General features: G+C 67.9%; 13 protein-coding genes. 4 read left to right on the top strand and 9 right to left on the bottom strand.

Translation table 11 applies throughout. The features are described from left to right. Nucleotides 1–141 precede the first annotated feature (141 nt). Complete coding sequence (locus tag OHA61_RS08860) at nt 142–354, bottom strand: MbtH family protein (RefSeq protein ID WP_406302580.1); 213 nt, start codon at nt 352–354, stop codon at nt 142–144. Between the two features lie 605 nt (nt 355–959). Between OHA61_RS08860 and OHA61_RS08865 the strand changes: the two genes are divergently transcribed. Next, nucleotides 960–2,162 (top strand): cytochrome P450, encoded by a 1,203-nt coding sequence (locus OHA61_RS08865; RefSeq protein WP_406302581.1) that lies wholly within the window; start codon nt 960–962, stop codon nt 2,160–2,162. Between the two features lie 79 nt (nt 2,163–2,241). Here OHA61_RS08865 and OHA61_RS08870 read toward each other — a convergent pair whose 3' ends face one another. From OHA61_RS08870 to OHA61_RS08895, 6 genes are all read right to left on the bottom strand, one after another. Next, entirely contained in the window at nt 2,242–3,012 is a 771-nt protein-coding gene (locus OHA61_RS08870; RefSeq protein ID WP_406302582.1) for an aspartyl/asparaginyl beta-hydroxylase domain-containing protein, read from the bottom strand. A 105-nt stretch (nt 3,013–3,117) separates the two neighbouring features. Further along, nucleotides 3,118–4,512, bottom strand: coding sequence for a (3,5-dihydroxyphenyl)acetyl-CoA 1,2-dioxygenase DpgC (dpgC, locus tag OHA61_RS08875; RefSeq protein WP_406302583.1), 1,395 nt, complete (start codon nt 4,510–4,512; stop codon nt 3,118–3,120). Then, nucleotides 4,509–5,207: an enoyl-CoA-hydratase DpgB gene (gene dpgB / locus OHA61_RS08880; RefSeq protein WP_406302584.1), complete on the bottom strand. Its 699-nt coding sequence runs from the start codon at nt 5,205–5,207 to the stop codon at nt 4,509–4,511. Before dpgB ends, dpgC begins: the two co-directional genes overlap by 4 nt. Before the next feature lie 23 nt (nt 5,208–5,230). Further along, on the bottom strand, nt 5,231–6,376 hold the full coding sequence (gene dpgA / locus OHA61_RS08885; protein ID WP_406302585.1) for a 3,5-dihydroxyphenylacetyl-CoA synthase DpgA: 1,146 nt from the start codon (nt 6,374–6,376) through the stop codon (nt 5,231–5,233). A 128-nt stretch (nt 6,377–6,504) separates the two neighbouring features. Then, nucleotides 6,505–7,812, bottom strand: a complete 1,308-nt coding sequence (locus tag OHA61_RS08890; RefSeq protein ID WP_406302586.1) for a PLP-dependent aminotransferase family protein — start codon at nt 7,810–7,812, stop codon at nt 6,505–6,507. Nucleotides 7,813–7,900: 88 nt separating this feature from the next. Continuing rightward, nucleotides 7,901–9,484 (bottom strand): MBL fold metallo-hydrolase, encoded by a 1,584-nt coding sequence (locus tag OHA61_RS08895; RefSeq protein WP_406302564.1) that lies wholly within the window; start codon nt 9,482–9,484, stop codon nt 7,901–7,903. Nucleotides 9,485–9,863: 379 nt separating this feature from the next. On the opposite strand from OHA61_RS08895, the gene dpgD reads away from it, so the two are divergent. Beyond that, nucleotides 9,864–10,670 (top strand): enoyl-CoA-hydratase DpgD, encoded by an 807-nt coding sequence (gene dpgD / locus OHA61_RS08900; RefSeq protein ID WP_406302587.1) that lies wholly within the window; start codon nt 9,864–9,866, stop codon nt 10,668–10,670. Nucleotides 10,671–11,895: 1,225 nt separating this feature from the next. Here dpgD and OHA61_RS08905 read toward each other — a convergent pair. Continuing rightward, complete coding sequence (locus tag OHA61_RS08905; RefSeq protein WP_361904887.1) at nt 11,896–13,224, bottom strand: TRAM domain-containing protein; 1,329 nt, start codon at nt 13,222–13,224, stop codon at nt 11,896–11,898. A gap of 82 nt (nt 13,225–13,306) precedes the next feature. Next, the gene (locus OHA61_RS08910; protein ID WP_406302588.1) at nt 13,307–15,355 is read right to left on the bottom strand and encodes an APC family permease; all 2,049 of its coding nucleotides are present in this window, start codon (nt 15,353–15,355) and stop codon (nt 13,307–13,309) included. A gap of 182 nt (nt 15,356–15,537) precedes the next feature. Between OHA61_RS08910 and OHA61_RS08915 the strand changes: the two genes are divergently transcribed. Together OHA61_RS08915 and OHA61_RS08920 are read left to right on the top strand one after the other, a co-directional pair. Continuing rightward, nucleotides 15,538–16,206: a potassium channel family protein gene (locus OHA61_RS08915; RefSeq protein ID WP_406302589.1), complete on the top strand. Its 669-nt coding sequence runs from the start codon at nt 15,538–15,540 to the stop codon at nt 16,204–16,206. Continuing rightward, complete coding sequence (locus tag OHA61_RS08920) at nt 16,206–16,874, top strand: TrkA family potassium uptake protein (protein ID WP_266481867.1); 669 nt, start codon at nt 16,206–16,208, stop codon at nt 16,872–16,874. Before OHA61_RS08915 ends, OHA61_RS08920 begins: the two co-directional genes overlap by 1 nt. Nucleotides 16,875–16,927 lie beyond the last annotated feature (53 nt).

The following is a 16,927-nucleotide window of genomic DNA, read 5'->3' on the forward strand; positions in this document are numbered from 1 at the left end:
TTCTTGGGCGATCTGAGCCGATAGGGCCGGCAGATCACATATCGCCCGAGCAGCGATCGTCGCCGTGCTCAGGGCAGTTCATCCCGCAGCGGATACCCGGAGTCGGCCACTGCCGATCCCGGGTCCGCCGTGCTACAGGTACTACTTGGCCTGCATGGCCTCGATCAGGCTCTTGGGGCGCATGTCGGTCCAGTTCTGCTCGATGTGATCGAGGCACTCCTGGCGTCCGGCCTCCCCGAAAACCGTGTTCCATCCTTCCGGTACGTCGACGAACACCGGCCAGAGCGAGTGCTGACCCTCATCGTTAACCAGGACCAGGTAGTTGGCATCGGGGTCGTCGAACGGATTCGTCATCACGTTGTCCTCTCTGGGCAATGACATTGACGCGTTGTCAGTAGCTTTCACCAACGCATTTCCCGTCGGCTGCACATGGCGACATTAAGCCGAATCGGGTGGCCGGCTCGAAATCCTGCTGTCGGCACGCCCATCTCACGGGACATCGGAACTCTGCGGTGGTGGTTCACTATGACCCAGGGCGGCGCGGTTGCTCAATGCTCCGAGGCCCGGTTCCCGCCCGGCCGCCGCAAAGCCTCCGACCTGCGACTCCGTCCTCATTAGCAGGCAACTCAGCACGGCGGCGAGCGCAGTTCAACTGCGCTGTCGCCGCAGTTGGACACCCGCTCGACATGGTGTGGCCACCACCGTTGGAGCCTCCGGTAGGGCCACCGATTCACGGTGGCCATTTCACCCTGCCTGGTGTAGCGACTTCGCACGTATTGCACAATCTTGATGCCTTGGCAAGGCATGTGCCACCGTGAAACTCTCCTAGAGGAACGTCATCCGTTCCGCCCTTGAGAAGCACGAACGGGCTTGAAGCGGCATCCCTCCATCGACTCTGATGCGTCGTATATCCATCACATTCCCGCTCCTGGAATCCAGAAGACTCGTGAGGCATCCGCATGCGCTGTGAGACGGCCGATCAGCCACCGGAGATCAATCTGGTGGACCCCAAACTCTATTCGGATGGCGACCCGTTCGTGCAGTGGCGATGGCTGCGCGCCAACGAGCCCATGTACTGGCATCCGCCCACTGACCTCCCGGGATTCTGGGCGCTCACCAGGTACGACGACATCCGCGCGGCATACCGCGACTCCGAGACCTTCAGCTCGGCCCAGGGAATTCTCCTGCGGCCCGCGGATCACGGAGCCGATCCCGGTGGTGGCCGCACCCTGGCCCTCACCGACGCGCCTCGGCACGGGCAGCTCCGCGGCCTGGTCGACAAGTGGTTCGCGGTCCGGTCGGTACGCGCCATAGAGGCGGAGATGCATGACGTCGCCCGCGATGTGATCGACAAGGCCCTGGAGCTCGGGAGCTGCGATTTCGTGGCGGACATCGCCGCGCGCGTGCCCCTGTACGTGATCTGCAAGATGTTGGGCGTGCCGCGTTCCGACTGGGACCGCCTCTACACGCTGACGAGCCAGGCCTTCGGCGCCGGGGACGCGGCCACCCGCAGGTTCGCCCATCTCGACATCCTCGGGTACTTCGAGGAACTCCAGGAGGAGAAGGCGGACGATCCGGCCGACGACCTGGTGAGCGTGCTGGCGACGGCGAGCGTCGACGGGAAGCCCCTGGACGCCGATGACATCATCCTCAACTGCAACAACCTGCTCGTCGGGGGCACCGAGAACACACGGATCGCCGCGGCCGGCGGCATGCTCGCCCTCCTGGAGCACCCCGAGCAGTGGCAGCGCCTCTCGGAGGACCAGGCGCTGCTGCCCGGGGCCGTCGAGGAGATCCTCCGCTGGACCTCCACCGCCACGCACATCATGCGCACCGCGGTACGCCCGGCGGAGATCCATGGCCGCCGCGTGGAGGTCGGCGACCGGGTGACCTTCTGGCTGCCGTCGGCCAACCGCGACGAGACGATCTTCGACGAGCCCGACCGGTTCGACATCACCCGGCAGCCGAACCGTCACCTGTCATTGGGGTACGGCGAGCACTTCTGCCTCGGCAGCATGCTTGCGCGGGTCGAACTGCGGCTGCTTTACAAGGAGTTGCTGGCCCGCTCAATCCGTGTCGAACTCGACGGCGAGCCGAAGCTGCTGGATTCGATCGTCGTCAACGGCCCGGAACTCATGCCCGTCAAGCTGATCGCGTCATAGACACCGCGTACGCGACTGCCCCGGCTCCCGATGGGGAGCCGGGGCAGTCGCGTACCCGCGCGGCTACCGGGGCCGGTGGTCACCGGGCGTCGGCGCGGTTCGCGTCCTGGCGCATGGTCTCGAACTGCTTCTCCCAGGCCGAGTGCTTGTCCTTGGCGTCCTGGACGAACGGCGTACTGGCGATGTACTTGAGCGCCCAGCGGTTGAGGATCGCGTAAGGGAACTTCAGCGGGCGGACGATGTCCATGAACAGGACCACCCGGTCCTCGTCGGTCTCGTTCCAGGCCTCGTGCGGGAAGGTGTCGTCGAACACCATGCTCCGGCCCTCCTCCCAGTGGGCCGTCTCACCTCCCACGCGAATGCCGCAGCCGTTCTGCGGCTCGGGGATCTTCAGCGCCAGGTGGTAGCGCAGCACGCCCTTGTAGGGACCGCGGTGTTCGTGCAGCCGCTTGCCCGGGCCGAGGACGGAGAAAAAGGCCGTGGACAGGCCGTCGACGTGCTTCAGCAGCTCGATCGTCCGCGGGCACCGCTCACGATTGGTCTCGAAGTCGATGCCGTAACCAGCGAAGAAGTACGTCTTCCACTGGTCGTCCTGGGTGAGGCTGCGCTGGGCGACGGAGATGTCCTGGAAGTTGGGCAGCTCGTCCCGGTGCACCAGCAGCTCGTCCAGCTCCTGGCGGATGTCGCGCCAGTTCTCTTCGAGGATCGTGGCCCACGCGAAGGTGTCGTCGGGGAAGAACGGCTTGTCGCCGACGGGCGACGTCGCCGCCATCCGCCGCTCCAGCCAGGAAATCGATTTCCAGATGCGCCTGGTCGCGAACTGTCCGACGCGGGCACGAACGTTGGGCACGGTACCTCCATGATTCGGTCGTGGTCCCGACGGCGGGTTCGATGGAGCACCCGGGCGCCGTCGGGCTTCGGCCGGGCTCCGTATGCGCCGTCCGGTCCGCCGGGGTTAACCGCCGGAAGGCTTCGCGCCGACGGCACCCACGGCGACCGAGGCGGAAGGGCCTGCCGGTGCCGCGGAGAAGCGGCCGACCTTCTCGATCACGTCGGGGCTGTAGAGGCGCAGCGACTGCTGGAGCGCGAACTCGGCCATGTACGCGCGGAAGACGTCGGGGGATTCCTCGGCGAAGTTGAGCATCCGCCGGTTGGCGAGCACCGCAGAACCCTGCAGGCGCTCCACGGCGCCTTCGACGGCCGCGTCGAGGCCGACCTGGTCGTGGACCTCGTCGACCAGCATCCGGGCGTCCGGTTCGCTCGCGAAGATCCGTCGGCCTTCCAGGATGATCTGCCGGGCGACCCGGGGCCCTACGGACCGGGTCAGCCGGTAGTTCGAGGCGCCCGGAATAATCCCTTCCTGGGCGGCGGGAAGGCTGAGGTAGGCGTCCGCGGCTGCGATCACGTGGTCGAAGGCGAGCAGCAGCTGGCAGCCGCCGCCGATCGCGAAGGTGTCCACCACAGCGACCCACGGCTTCTCCACGGTGCGGGACCGCCAGGCCGTGGTGCCGTCGTCCGTCAGGACGCCCCTCACCAGTTTGTGGATGTAGCCGAGCTCGCGGCGCAGCAGGAAGTCGGTCAGGGAGATGCCGCCGCCATGCAGCGTCTTGAGGTTGATGCCGGCGCTGAAGACACGCTTGCCCCGGTAGCGCGGGTGGGTCATCTCCCCGCCGCGCACCAGGCCGACCTCCACCGCAGGGTCTAGGAGGACGAGGTCGACGGCGGTCTCCATGTCGTCGACCTGCTGATTGTCCTCCGCGTTCAGCGAGTCCTCGCGGCACAGGGTCAGCCGGGCCACGGCGCCGGTGCGTTCCAGCCTGACGGAGGCCAGATCGACCCTGCCCGTTTCCCGGAATTCCGGGAGCAGGGCGAGGGCGCGCGGTGTCGGGCGCAGCATCGCGTCGAGCAGGTGCGGGCCCGCCGTCGGCGAGCCCAGGACGTGCCGGAAGAAGATGCCCTGGTCGACTTCACGGCCCTCCTTGTGGGCCTGCGGCAGTGCACGCTCTGCGGTGAGCTGCTCTTCGGTCGGCACCAGCCCGGGGAAGGCCGCTGCCGCGGCCCGGGCCAGCTCGGCCACCCTCAGGTGACGGGTGCGGCCCCCTGTCAGCTCGTCGTAAACGGCTTCCGTGTGCACGTCCAGGAACGCTGAACGCAGCGCCCGGGTGGCGTTGAGCGCCGCCAGAGCGGTGGCACGCTGCTCGGGGGAGCGGTGTTCTGCGGCGGGCAGTGCTTCCAGCAGGTCGTCGGTGCGCTTCGCCGCATGGTTGACCGCCGTCCGGGCCCGGCCGAGATCCGCGCGCACGGTGCGCAGATCCTCGTCCGGCCCGGACGTCGTGTCCGCGGCCGTCATGCCGCTGCCGCGGAGGCGGCCCGTCGCAGCGTGCGGTCGCAGGCCGCCAGGTGGACCCCGAGCGCCTCCTCGAAACCGGTGGTGGTGGCGTCAAGCATCAGCTGACGTCGGATCGCCAGTTCGCTGCCCTGCACGGCGCCCGTCCGTTCGGCGGTCCGGGCCAGGGAGTCGGCCACGTCTTCGGTAACCTCGTCGACCAGGTGCATGCTGAGCGCGTCGGCGGCCTCGATCGGGGTGCCGAACAGCACTGCCCGGCGGATCGCCGCGGCGAACACCCCGTGGTTGGCGAGTCGGTACACGGCCATGCCCGGCCAGGTGGCGCCGTTGTCGACGGGCACCGTCAGGCGCACCGAGCCGGTGGCGATGCGGTAGTCGGTCGCCAGCAGCGCGTCCAGCGCGATCCCTCCGCAGTCGCCTTCGGCGATCGCGATGGTGGGCCGGGGCAGGCGCTCAAGGCGCCGCAGCGCACGTTCCCACTTGCTGACCAGCGACACCGTGAGGTCCTCGGTCCACGGCTCGGTCGGGGCACCGGAGACCTGGACGATCACCGGAACCTGGCCGGCGCGGTCCTCGGCGCTATCGCAGACGGCGGTCACGGCCGCGACCGCTTCGGCCGACAGGGGCTTGCTTCCGTCGATCCGGAGGACCAGGTCCTCTGCCGCGAGCTGCGCTTCGATCCCGAAGGGAGAGTTCATGACATCCTTCATCTGCTCGTTGCTCACCATTGCACCAGCGCTGTCTCGATGGTCGAGCCAGGGCCCATGGTCATCAGGACGCCGTAGTCGCCGGCCTTGGTGGCCGCTTCCTGAAGCAGTCGTTCATAGGAGAACAGGAACGATCCGCTCGACAGGTTCCCGTAGTCGCGCAGCACCCCTGTGGTGTGGCGGACGTCGTGCCGGGTCAGGCCGAGGTTCACGCGGACCGCGTCGATGACCTTCTTACCGCCGGAGTGCACCAGCCACTGGCTGATGTCACTGCGGCGCAGTCCGGCGTTGTTCAGCAGCCGGTCGACCACCTGTTCCGCGTGGGCGCCGACGACGTAGGGGACCTGCGGGTCCAGGTAGAAGCTGAACTTCCCCTGGTCGTTGTCCCAGTCGTAGCGCATCGCGTCGATGGCGTCGGTGATCAGGTGGCTGGCGAAGCCCAGGATCCGCGGTCCGCCTGGCGAGGCCGGTACGTCGGCCGCGGCGTAGGCGGTGTCAAGGGAGTCGGCGATCAGTACGATCGCTGCGGCGCCGTCGCCGAACAGGCTGTTCACGACAGCGGTGCGCATGCTCCCGTCGATCACGTAGGCGGCCGAGCACGCTTCCGCGCACAGCATGACGGCGACCTTGCCGGGGTTGGCCACGGCCCAGCTCGAAGTGGCGTTCAGCGCGTTCAGTCCGGCGTTGCAGCCCATGCCGACGACGTCCACCCGGCTGGTCTTCGCCGAGATGCCCATCTCGCGGATGAGGTGGGCGCTCAGACCCGGGGTGAGGAAGCCGGTGGTGGTGGTGCAGCACAGGTAGTCGATGTCCTCGATGTCGAGGCCGACGTCCTCCAGGGCGGCGCGCACTGCCCGGACGCCCATGTCGAGGGCGACCTGCTTGTGCTTGGCGAGGAGTTCGCCCTGGGCCTCGGTGAGGAGGGTGCCGTCCTCGGCCCGCGGAGGCAGGGTGAGGAAACGGCGCTCGATCGCGCTGTTCAGGAACACCGACCGGACCCTGGGGTCCGTGATCGCGCAAATGTCGAGGAGTTCCCGCTGGCTGTAGGAGGTTTCGGAGACGGCGGTGGCGACGCTCGTGATCCGGGCGGCGCCGAGGGTCTTCCTGCGGTCGGGCTCCGGTATGTCGAAGACGCCGCCGGCGGTCAGGCTGACGGTCATCGGAATTTCCATCCCCACGTACGAGGCTTGCTGCGGACAAGGGACTGTGGTGCCAACACGTCGATCGCTTTCCGTCGGGTGGTGGATGAGGGTTGGATGAGGGGTCGGCTCGCGGTGCGGCGCGCGGCTCAGCGCGCGCGCCGGGACTCCTCCCGGATGAAGCGCGCGAGCCGGGCGACTCCTTCGACGATTTCTTCGTTGCTCAGGTAGCTGACGGACAGTCGGAGACTGTGGTCGCCGCCGTCTCGGGGATAGAAGTAGGACATGGGCGTCCAGATGACCCCGTATTCCTCCGCCGAACGCACCAGCGCGGCGTTGTCCGCGCGGAACGGAACGTCGACGGTCAGGAAGAACCCGCCGTTCGGTTCGTTCCAGCGCACGCCGACGGCCGCCCTGTCGGGGGCAGGGAAGGCCGAGGCCAGCTCCTGGAGGATGGCCCGCACGCCGCTGCCGTAGTAGGCGGCTGTCTCGGTGTTGAGTTCCGAGGTCCGCCCGTCGGCGGCGAGCAGCATGCCCGCGACCGCGGCCTGGCCCAGCGGGGAGGTGTTCACCGTGATCATGCTCTTGATCTTGGTGATCTCGTCGGCCAGCAGGCCGGTGTTCCCCTCCTGGTCCACGACGGGCTGGTCGGCGACGGCGAACCCGACCCGGGCGCCTGGGAAGAGAGTCTTGGAGTAGGAGCCCAAGTGGACGACCCGCTGCGCCCGGTCGAGGGACTTGAGGGTCGGCTCCTGGGGCCCGGGGCTCACGAGGCGGTAGGGGCTGTCCTCCAGGATGAGGATGTCCTCCCGGGCCGCCAGTGCCAGCAGGGCGTGGCGCTCCTCGAGCGACATGGTGTTGCCGGAGGGATTGGCGTGGTCGGGGACCACGTAGAACGCGCGGGGCCGGCGGCCGCGTGCGCGTTCCGCCGCGAGCACCGTCTCGAGGTCGGCGCAGTGGAAGCCGTCGGGGCGTTCCTGGACGGGAGCCGGTTCGAAGCCGAGCACGCGGGCGGCGCCGGTGATCCCGACGTAGCAGGGGCTGGAGACGAGGAGTACGTCCTCGGGCGCCGAGAGGACCGCGCGCAGGGTGAGGAACATCGCCTCCTGGCAGCCCACCGTGACCACGATGGCCTCGGGTGCCACTTCGATGTTCTCGTCCTTGCGCAGCGAGTCGGCGATCAGCTCGCGGATCCGGCCGCTGGTCGGTCCGTACTGGAAGAGCGCGTCGCGGATATCGGCGGCCGAAGCGCCGTTCTCCTCGAGGTGGCTCAGATATCTGCGGATGTGCGTGAAGATCTGCTCGACGTCGAAAAATCCGTCGTAGGGACGGCCCGGCGCGAATGAGACCGCCTCGGGATAGCGGTGCGTGATCCCATTGAGGAAATTCATGGTGTCGAGCACCGGGTCGGAGACGCTGGCGTGCAGCTCCCCCTTCTTCAGCCGGGTCGCGGCCATGGGAGTGCCTCCCGGGAGGTGGACGACCGGTCCGGTCGTCCACCTCGGTCGTAGGGAATGGGTGTGGTGAGGCGACTACGCGAGTCGACTACCAGCGCCATTCCTGCTGGCGGTAGAGGTGACCGGCCTTGATGTCCCGGTCCTTGCACCAGGTCATGAATTCTTCGATCTGCTTGATCTGGTACGTGTCCTCGGTGTAAGTCGTCGCCATTACGTGTCCCAGCCAGGGCTCTTCACCCATCGCGTACACATACGCCTCGTGCGCACCGAGTTCCGTCATGATCGCCGCGGCCTGTTCCGCGTTCGACCCCGACAGCTTCCGTGAATTGCTCAGCTTCTTCGACACCGGGATCGTCAGCAGCGCCTGGTACAGCCACGTCAGCGGCGCACCATCACACTCCATTCCCAGGAACGCGATGTCAGCCGTCCCCAGATGACCCTTGATCCGCCGGTACAGCATCGGGTCGATACCCGAGGAATCCGCCCCGACGAACACCTTCTTACCCGCGAGCTCCACCCAGAAAGTGGACTTCGCCCGGATGTCCAGATCACAGTGCTCACCCAGGAACGGCGTCGCCGCGACCTTCCCGCCCGGGAACTCCACCTCGTCGAAATCATCGACCTCGACGACCGGGAAACCCTGCTGCCGCAGCATCAGGGCCATCGACGGGTCCGACAGGTTCCCGCGCGAAGAACGCGGCACCACGATCGCACCGACCCGACCGCGCAGCTGCAGCAGCGTCTCCAGCACGATGTGGTCCTGATGCCCGTGCGTGATCAGCACCAGATCGATGAAATCAGGCAGATCATCCAGCGTGTACCGGTCACCAGCGGAACTGTCCGCACTGATGAACGGGTCCGTCACGATCGCCGCCTCGGGCGTCTGCATCACCAGACACGCGTGCCCGAAGTACCGGATCCGCCCGCCCCCCTCGATGTGCCGGTCCGGCGCACCGCTGGGACGGTCCGTCAGCAGCCCCGACAACTGCTTGGCCTGCGCATCGTCCAGCCCCAGCGCCTCCCGCAGATGCGACAGCGTCGCCGGAATCACCCGCGCCTTGAACAGCTCCTCCAGACCCGCGTGACGGAACGGCACCGCCAGCTCCAGCACATCCGGCGACGGCAGCCGCGGCGTACTCAGAATGAACGGACGCTCATACCCCGGCTCCAACGACAGCTGCACCGACTGCCGCGCCTCGGAATACACACTGCCCTTGTAGACCAGCGGCTCCATGAACCGCATCTGCGCCTGGTTGTCCGTGTCGTACGCCAGCTCCACCAGACCGTGCAGCTCCGCCGGCATCTTCGGATACAACGGCGTCAGATCGAACCCCGTCGCGTTCGCCCGCAGGATCTCCTGACCCGCGGCGATCGCCTCCGCGAACCGCAGCATGTCCGCCCGGTCCCGCTTGATCCCCTCCAGAAGATCACGCACCTCATCGGCACGCTCCTCCGGAATGTTGATGAAATACCCACCCCGCAGCTCAGGATTGTTACTCGCCGCGACATGCACCTTCGGGGACTGCAGATACGACTCCAGCATCGGCACCTGCAAAAACGCCAGATTCATCGCCGCCTGCACCGGCGCCAGCGTATGCGGCCACGCGAAGAACCGGTCAACCAACGGCTCCACAATGGCCTTCGAACGCAGAAACAACGGCTCCTCAGCCATCTGCTCCCCACCCTCTCTTCGAGATCCAACGTCATATATCGTCCCGGGAGTGCGAATGCCAACTCGCCGCTGGCGGAACGCTGGACCACGGAGACGACAAAGGAAGTGCAGAGGTTGGACGGTCCCGCACACCTCACTCCATAGCGCACCCATGCGCTCGGTCAGCACTATGACGCGGGTTGCCACATTCGATCAATAGTCTCCGGGAGCCCGTGAACTGAACACTCCGGAGTGACTTCTATCGGCCGGGCGTCGCTCAACTGCGGCAGCGCATCAGTTGAACACAGAAGAGGCTGCCGGTATGAACTGACTTCACGTAAAAATCACTCGAAAAGTCGGGCGGATCTCGCCGCTTCACCAGAAATGAGGTATCGACCCGGTGATTGACACAGAAGAGTCCGGCGTGCGCTACGAGAAGAAGGGCCATATCGCCTACGTCACACTCGATCGGCCCGCGGTGCTCAACGCGATGAATCTGCGCATGCACGAGGAACTGGCCCGGGTCTGGGACGACGTCGAGGCGGACGACGACATACGGGTCGCCGTACTGACCGGTGCCGGCGACCGGTCCTTCTCCGTTGGACAGGACCTGCGCGAACGCTCCCGTCTCGACGGGCAGGGAGTCCCTCCGTCCACGTTCGGCAGTCGCGGTCAGCCGGGGTGGCCGCGGCTGACCGAGCGGTTCGGCCTGTCCAAACCGGTTGTCGCCCGGGTGAACGGCTACGCCCTCGGAGGGGGCTTCGAACTCGCCCTCGCCTGTGACCTCATCATCGCCTCCGACCAGTCGGTCTTCGCATTGCCCGAGGCGACCCTGGGGCTGGTGCCCGGTGCCGGAGGGGCCTTCAGGCTCGCACGGCAGGTACCTCTGAAGGTCGCCATGGGCTATCTGCTGACCGGCCGCTGGATGAGTGCGGACGTGGCGCTGCGCCTGGGGCTGGTCAATGAGGTCGTGCCTGCCGACGAATTGGATGACGCGGTCACCGCATGGACCGATGCGCTGCTCCGCAGCGCTCCCCTGGCCGTGCGTGCCATCAAGGAGGCCGTGATGCGCTCTGTCGACATGCCCTTGGAGGAAGCGTTCGTCACCCCCTTCCCATGGGAGCAGCAGCGCAGGCACAGCGCGGATGCCGTCGAGGGCCCGCGCGCCTTCGCGGAGGGGCGTGAACCCCTGTGGCGGGGGCGCTGACGGCAGGTACCCGACACCTCACGCGCTGACCGCGCCGCGGGACGGCCCCCGGGGACGGGCCACGGGTTCACCTCAGGAGCGCCGTGGGGTCGTCGCGGCGACGGGCAGCCCCCCATTGACGATCCTGCCGCGGCCCGCGGTCTTGGCCCGACGCTGCTCATGGCCGTGGAACGCGGCCCAGCAGAGAAGAGCACCCCGCTGAAGACGGGCAGCCACGCGATCCTGGCGACGCTACAGAGAGATGATCATAGCGGAGAGGTTCGGGGCTGCGCGACCTCACCCGGATCGCCGAGTCCTGAGCGCCAACGCGGTCGCGGACCTCCTGGAGGATCTGGGCGAGGACCTGGGCCGGATGGTCCAGGGCCTACGCTCCATCGCCTCGGCCGACGAGGCCAAGCGCGGAAGCGGCGCGTCCCGCATCGCTGCGGACGCAAGTCGGGAAGCATCCCAAAGGCGAAGGAGCTGCGGGGGAGTTGGTGCCGCGACGGGTACGAGATCAAGCTGGTCAACATCCCCGCCTGGCGCCTTCCCGTCCTCGAACCCGTCCCTGTCCCATCCCGGCTCACCCACCCGCACACCGTGGTCAGGGCCATGCAGAACCAGTCCCAGCCGCTCGGCCTGACCAGACTCGTCCAAGGGCGCACGCTCCGGCTCATCCAGGCACTGATCACCGCTGCCGAGACCCAAGGACACGCTTGTTCGGCCGGAGCGACTGGCGCCGCACCCTGGCCTCACCGCCGCCGCAGCGCACCCTGCCACTTCAGCATCACCGCGCAAGGACAGGCAGTGGGGTTCCCCATCCTCCAGGAACAGGACCGGAAAGAGCACGTCGCCACCTAGAAATCGCCGAGGCCATGAAGTACTCCTGGGTCAGCATCCCCCGGTTCGACTACACCCCGTCCGAGCGTCTTTGCATCGCGCTCAGCGGCGGCCAGCCGCACCGAGCCGGCGAATGGGCCGACACCCCCACCCCGCAGCACGGCCTCCGCGGAGTCGTCACAGAACGTCACCACCGGCGGAAAGCGGCTCCGCGGGTGAGCCGACGGGGCGGCGGCCCTGCCTTCCGCCCTTTCAGGAACGCCCGCCTCCACACGGAACGCTGCTCCGTCCGTAGGACGCCCCGCCAGAATCCGTGCCGGGCGGGCGTCAAACGCGCGTCACGAGCGTCGAAATATCGCCCGTAACGCAGGTAGAGCGCATAACGCGCACAGACCAAAACAGCAGGTCAGGCACCCTTCGTGGCAGGCTCCAGAATCGCCACGCACTCCACGTGATGCGTCATCGGAAACAGGTCGAACGCCCGCAGCGTCCGCGGCTTGTAGCCCGCGTCCCCGAAGTACGCCAGGTCCCGCGCCAGTGCCGCCGGGTCGCAGGCCACGTACGCGATGCGCCGGGCGCCCAGGCCCGCCAGGTGGTTCACCGTCTGCTTGCCCGCCCCCGCGCGCGGCGGGTCGAGGACGATCAGGTCCACCTCGGTGATCTTGGTGCGCGGCAGGACCTGGTCGACCTTGCCGTGTTCGATGCGTACGCGCTCGAAGTCCTGGAGGTTGTGGCGGGCGTCCTCGACGGCGCGCTTGGTCGACTCGATGCCGAGTACCGCGCCCTTCTCGCCCACCCGGTCGGCGATCGCGCCCGCGAACAGGCCCACGCCGCAGTACAGATCGAGCGCCATGTCGCCCTTGCGCGGCAACAGGCCCTGCATCACGGCCTTGACCAGAATGTCCGCGGCCTGCGGGTGGACCTGCCAGAAGCCGCCCATGCCGACGCGGTACGTCCGGTCGTCGGCCCGCTCCCTCACGAAGGCGCGGCCGTGCACCCGGTGCACTCCGCCGTCGTTCTCTTCGACCCGCAACACCGAGACGGGCTTGTCCAGTTCGACCAGCGGCAGCCGGCCGCCCGGGCGCGGGGTGAGGATGACCTGGCGGTCGTTCGAACCCGTCGCCGCGATCGCCTCGACCGTGGCCATCTGCGGCCAGTCCTGCTTCTCGATGCCGAGTTCCGTGACGCCGGGCGCGGCGATCATGCAGTGGTCGATCGGCTGAACGTCGTGCGAGCGGTGCTTGCGCAGACCCGCCCGGCCCTCCGTGTCGATGGCGTACTGCACGCGCGTGCGCCACGCGGGCACCTCGCCCGCGGGCAGCTTGTCCCCCGGCGCCGGCATGACCGTGCCGTCCCAGCCGGCCTCCTCGGGCGTGAGGCCCGCGAGCCGCTGCAGCTGCTCGGCGATCACCTCGCCCTTGAACCGCCGCTGTGCGCCCGGCTTGGCGTGCTGCCAGTCGCAGCCACCGCAGTTGCCCGGACCCGAGTAGGGACAGGGGGCCTCGACGCGGTCCTTGGACGCCTCGATGATCCGTACGGCGTCGGCCCGCAGGAAGCGGGAGTCCTCTTCGCCCTCGGTGATACGGGCGACGACCTTCTCGCCGGGCAGCGTGTGCCGTACGAACAGCACCCGCCCCTCCTCGGTGCGGGCGATGCAGTGGCCGCCGTGTGCGACGGGGCCGACCTCGACCTCGTACTCCTCCCCGACAAGCGACGACTCGGATGCGTTCTGCATGACGGGGTGACTCCAGGGATGTGAGGGGCCGCCGTCCGTGTGCGGACGGCAGCCCCCCAGTCTACGTGGGTGCGCGGACCCCTCAGCCCTTGCCGGTGGGCTCCTTGGGGCGCTGGTCCACGGGGCCGCGCCGCACCGAGCCGGGCGCGTTCCATTCCTGGCGCTTCCTCGCCCGCAGCTTCGCGGCCTCGGAGGACACCAGCTGGTACGGCACCGAGGTCACCATCACACCGGGCGTGAACAGCAACCGCCCCTTGAGCCGCAGGGCGCTCTGGTTGTGCAGCAGATGCTCGTACCAGTGCCCCACCACGTACTCGGGGATGATGACGCTGACCACGTCCCGAGGGCTTTCGCGCCGCAGCCCCTTGACGTACTCGATGACCGGCCGGGTGATCTCGCGGTACGGGGAGTCGAGGATCTTCAGCGGCACATTGATGCCACGCCGCTCCCACTCGTCCCTGAGCGCCTTGGTCTCGGCCGAGTCGACGCTGATGCTGAGCGCTTCGAGCCGGTCGGAGCGCATCAGCTTGGCGTACGCGAGGGCGCGCAGCGTCGGCTTGTGGATCTTGGAGACCAGCACGATGGAGTGCACGCGCGAGGGGCGCACATAGTCGTCGGGACGCTCCTCCTCGGCGGCGATCTCCTCGGCGACCCGGTCGTAGTGCTTACGGATCGCGGACATCGTTCCGTAGAAGATCACCATGCCGAGCAGCGCCACCCACGCGCCGTGCGTGAACTTGGTGGCGAGGACGACGACCAGCACCAGGCCCGTGAAGAAGGCACCGAAGGTGTTGATCGCCCTGGAGCGGATCATGTGCCGGCGCTTGGCGGGGTCCTTCTCGGTCCTCAGATGGCGGTTCCAGTGCCGCACCATGCCGGTCTGGCTGAGCGTGAAGGAGACGAACACGCCGACGATGTAGAGCTGGATCAGCTTCGTCGAGTCCGCCCCGTAGATCCACACCAGCAGGATGGCCGCACCTGCCAGCAGCACGATGCCGTTGGAGAAGGCGAGCCGGTCGCCTCGCGTGTGCAGCTGGCGGGGCAGATAGCGGTCCTGCGCGAGGATCGAGCCGAGCAGCGGGAAGCCGTTGTACGCGGTGTTGGCGGCCAGGAAGAGAACCAGTGCGGTGGCCGCGGCGAGCAGCACGAAGAAGAAGGTGCCGTCACCGAAGACGGCGGCCGCGACCTGGGAGATCACCGGGTTCTGGACGTAGTCGGGACCGACCGGCGTGCCGCCCTGCAAGAGGTCGTCGGCGGGCGTCTCGGCCATCTTCACGTCGGTGGCCATGGCCAGGCCGATGATGCCGCAGAACATGGTGACGGCCAGGCCGCCCATAAGGGCCAGGGTGGTCGCGGCGTTCTTGCTCTTGGGCTTGCGGAAGGCGGGGACGCCGTTGCTGATCGCCTCGACGCCGGTGAGCGCGGCACAGCCGGAGGAGAAGGCCCGCAGCAGCAGGAAGACCAGCGCGAAGCCGGCGAGTCCCTGCTCCTCGGGCTTGATCGTGAAGTCTGCGGTCGGGGCCTTCATGGTGTCGTCGAGGACGAAGCCCCTGAAGGCACCCCACGCGATCATGATGAAGACGCCTGCGACGAAGACGTACGTCGGGATGGCGAAGAGCTTGCCCGACTCCTTCACGCCCCGCAGATTCATCAGGGTGAGGAGGATGATTGTCGCGATGGCGCAGAGGACCTTGTTCTCGACCACGAAGGGGACCGCGGAGCCGAGGTTCTCCACGCCGGAGGCGATCGACACGGCCACGGTGAGGACGTAGTCGACGAGCAGGGCGCTGGCGACGGTGAGGCCGGCCCTGGGGCCGAGGTTGGTGTTGGCAACCTCGTAGTCACCGCCGCCGCTCGGGTAGGCGTGGACGTTCTGGCGGTAGGAGGCCACCACCGTGAACATCAGCACCACGACGGCCAGGGCGATCCACGGGCTGAAGTGATAGGCCGACACACCCGCGATGGAGAGCACCAGAAGAACTTCGCCCGGTGCGTACGCCACCGAGGACAGCGGGTCGGAGGCGAAGACGGGAAGTGCGATGCGCTTGGGCAGGAGCGTTTCTCCCAGCCGGTCGCTGCGCAGCGCCCTTCCGATCAGGATCCGTTTGGGGAGGTCGGTCAGTTTGGACACGCAGAGGATCGTAAGCGTTCGATATGCGCCAGGCCCACCCACCTCACCTCTCCCGCATCGGAATCTCCCGCTCCACCGCTCCAGGGGTCCCTGGGCGGACCGCGCGTGTGTAGCTTGGGCCGCGGTCTGAGACCCTGACCCTGTAGGTCTCAGCAACACCATGGACAGCCGGAAGGACGGTCGTGCACATCGTCATCATGGGATGCGGGCGAGTGGGATCCGCTCTCGCGCAGACCCTGGAGCAGCAGGGGCACACGGTCGCCGTCGTCGACCAGGACCCCACGGCCTTCCGCCGCTTGGGCTCCGGGTTCGGCGGCCGTCGCGTCACCGGAGTCGGTTTCGACCAGGACACCCTGCGTGAAGCGGGTATCGAGGAAGCCGGCGCCTTCGCAGCCGTCAGCAGCGGCGACAACTCCAACATCATCGCCGCGCGGGTCGCCCGCGAGATGTTCGGCATCGAGAACGTCGCGGCCCGTATCTACGACCCCCGGCGCGCCGAGGTCTACCAGCGGCTCGGCATCCCGACGGTCGCAACGGTCCGCTGGACGGCGGACCAGATGCTGCGGCGGCTGCTGCCGTCCGGCGCGGAGCCGCTGTGGCGTGACCCGAGCGGTGGTGTGCAGCTCGCCGAGGTGCACACGTCGACCTCCTGGGTCGGCCACAAGGTCAGCAGGCTGCAGGAAGAGACGGGCGTACGGGTCGCCTTCCTCACCCGGCTGGGCGAGGCGGTCCTGCCGACGTCACAGACGGTTCTGCAGGAGGGCGATCTGGTCCACGTGATGATGCGTACGGACGAGACCGAGAAGGTCGAGGCGGCCTTCGCCGAGGGCCCTGAGGAGGACGGTCACTGATGCGGGTCGCTATTGCGGGCGCCGGTGCGGTGGGCCGTTCCATCGCGGGTGAGCTGCTGGAGAACGGGCACGAAGTGCTCCTGATCGACAAGGCGCCGACCGCCATCTCGGTGGAGCGGGTGCCGCAGGCGGAGTGGCTGCTGGCCGACGCCTGCGAGATCACGTCGCTGGACGAGGCGGCGCTGCAGCGGTGCAACGTCGTGATCGCGGCGACCGGCGACGACAAGGTGAATCTCGTCGTCTCGCTGCTCGCGAAGACGGAGTACGGGGTGCCGAGGGTGGTCGCCCGCGTCAACAACCCCAAGAACGAGTGGCTCTTCAACGAGTCCTGGGGTGTCGATGTCGCGGTCTCCACGCCGCGTCTGATGTCAGCACTGGTGGAGGAGGCGGTGAGCGTCGGCGATCTCGTACGGCTGCTGCGCTTCAGCCACGGCGACGCGAACCTGGTCGAGCTGACCCTGCCGCCGGAGTCTGCGCTGGCCGGTACGCAGGTCAGCGATGTGGCCTGGCCCGAGGACACCTCGCTGGTCACGATCATCCGCGGCTCGCGGGTGCTCACGCCGGGCGCCGAGGAGACGCTGGAAGCGGGCGACGAGCTTTTGTTCGTGGCCGCGCAGGCGCGCGAGGAGCAGCTGGAAGATCTGCTGTCGGTACGACGCGCTTCGTGACCCTTCCGGGGCGCCGCCCCGGACCCCGGAACGCAGTCGCCGGGCGGGCTCGG

The organism is Streptomyces sp. NBC_00885 (assembly GCF_045207475.1).
Classification (GTDB): domain Bacteria; phylum Actinomycetota; class Actinomycetes; order Streptomycetales; family Streptomycetaceae; genus Streptomyces.

Coding starts and splice junctions, on each gene's coding strand:
- dpgB (WP_406302584.1), bottom strand. CDS start 5,207: ATGAACTCTCCCTTCGGGATCGAAGCGCAGCTCGCGGCAGAGGACCTG.
- OHA61_RS08895 (WP_406302564.1), bottom strand. CDS start 9,484: ATGGCTGAGGAGCCGTTGTTTCTGCGTTCGAAGGCCATTGTGGAGCCG.
- OHA61_RS08865 (WP_406302581.1), top strand. CDS start 960: ATGCGCTGTGAGACGGCCGATCAGCCACCGGAGATCAATCTGGTGGAC.
- dpgC (WP_406302583.1), bottom strand. CDS start 4,512: ATGACGGCCGCGGACACGACGTCCGGGCCGGACGAGGATCTGCGCACC.
- OHA61_RS08920 (WP_266481867.1), top strand. CDS start 16,206: ATGCGGGTCGCTATTGCGGGCGCCGGTGCGGTGGGCCGTTCCATCGCG.
- OHA61_RS08905 (WP_361904887.1), bottom strand. CDS start 13,224: ATGCAGAACGCATCCGAGTCGTCGCTTGTCGGGGAGGAGTACGAGGTC.
- OHA61_RS08890 (WP_406302586.1), bottom strand. CDS start 7,812: ATGGCCGCGACCCGGCTGAAGAAGGGGGAGCTGCACGCCAGCGTCTCC.
- OHA61_RS08860 (WP_406302580.1), bottom strand. CDS start 354: ATGACGAATCCGTTCGACGACCCCGATGCCAACTACCTGGTCCTGGTT.
- dpgA (WP_406302585.1), bottom strand. CDS start 6,376: ATGACCGTCAGCCTGACCGCCGGCGGCGTCTTCGACATACCGGAGCCC.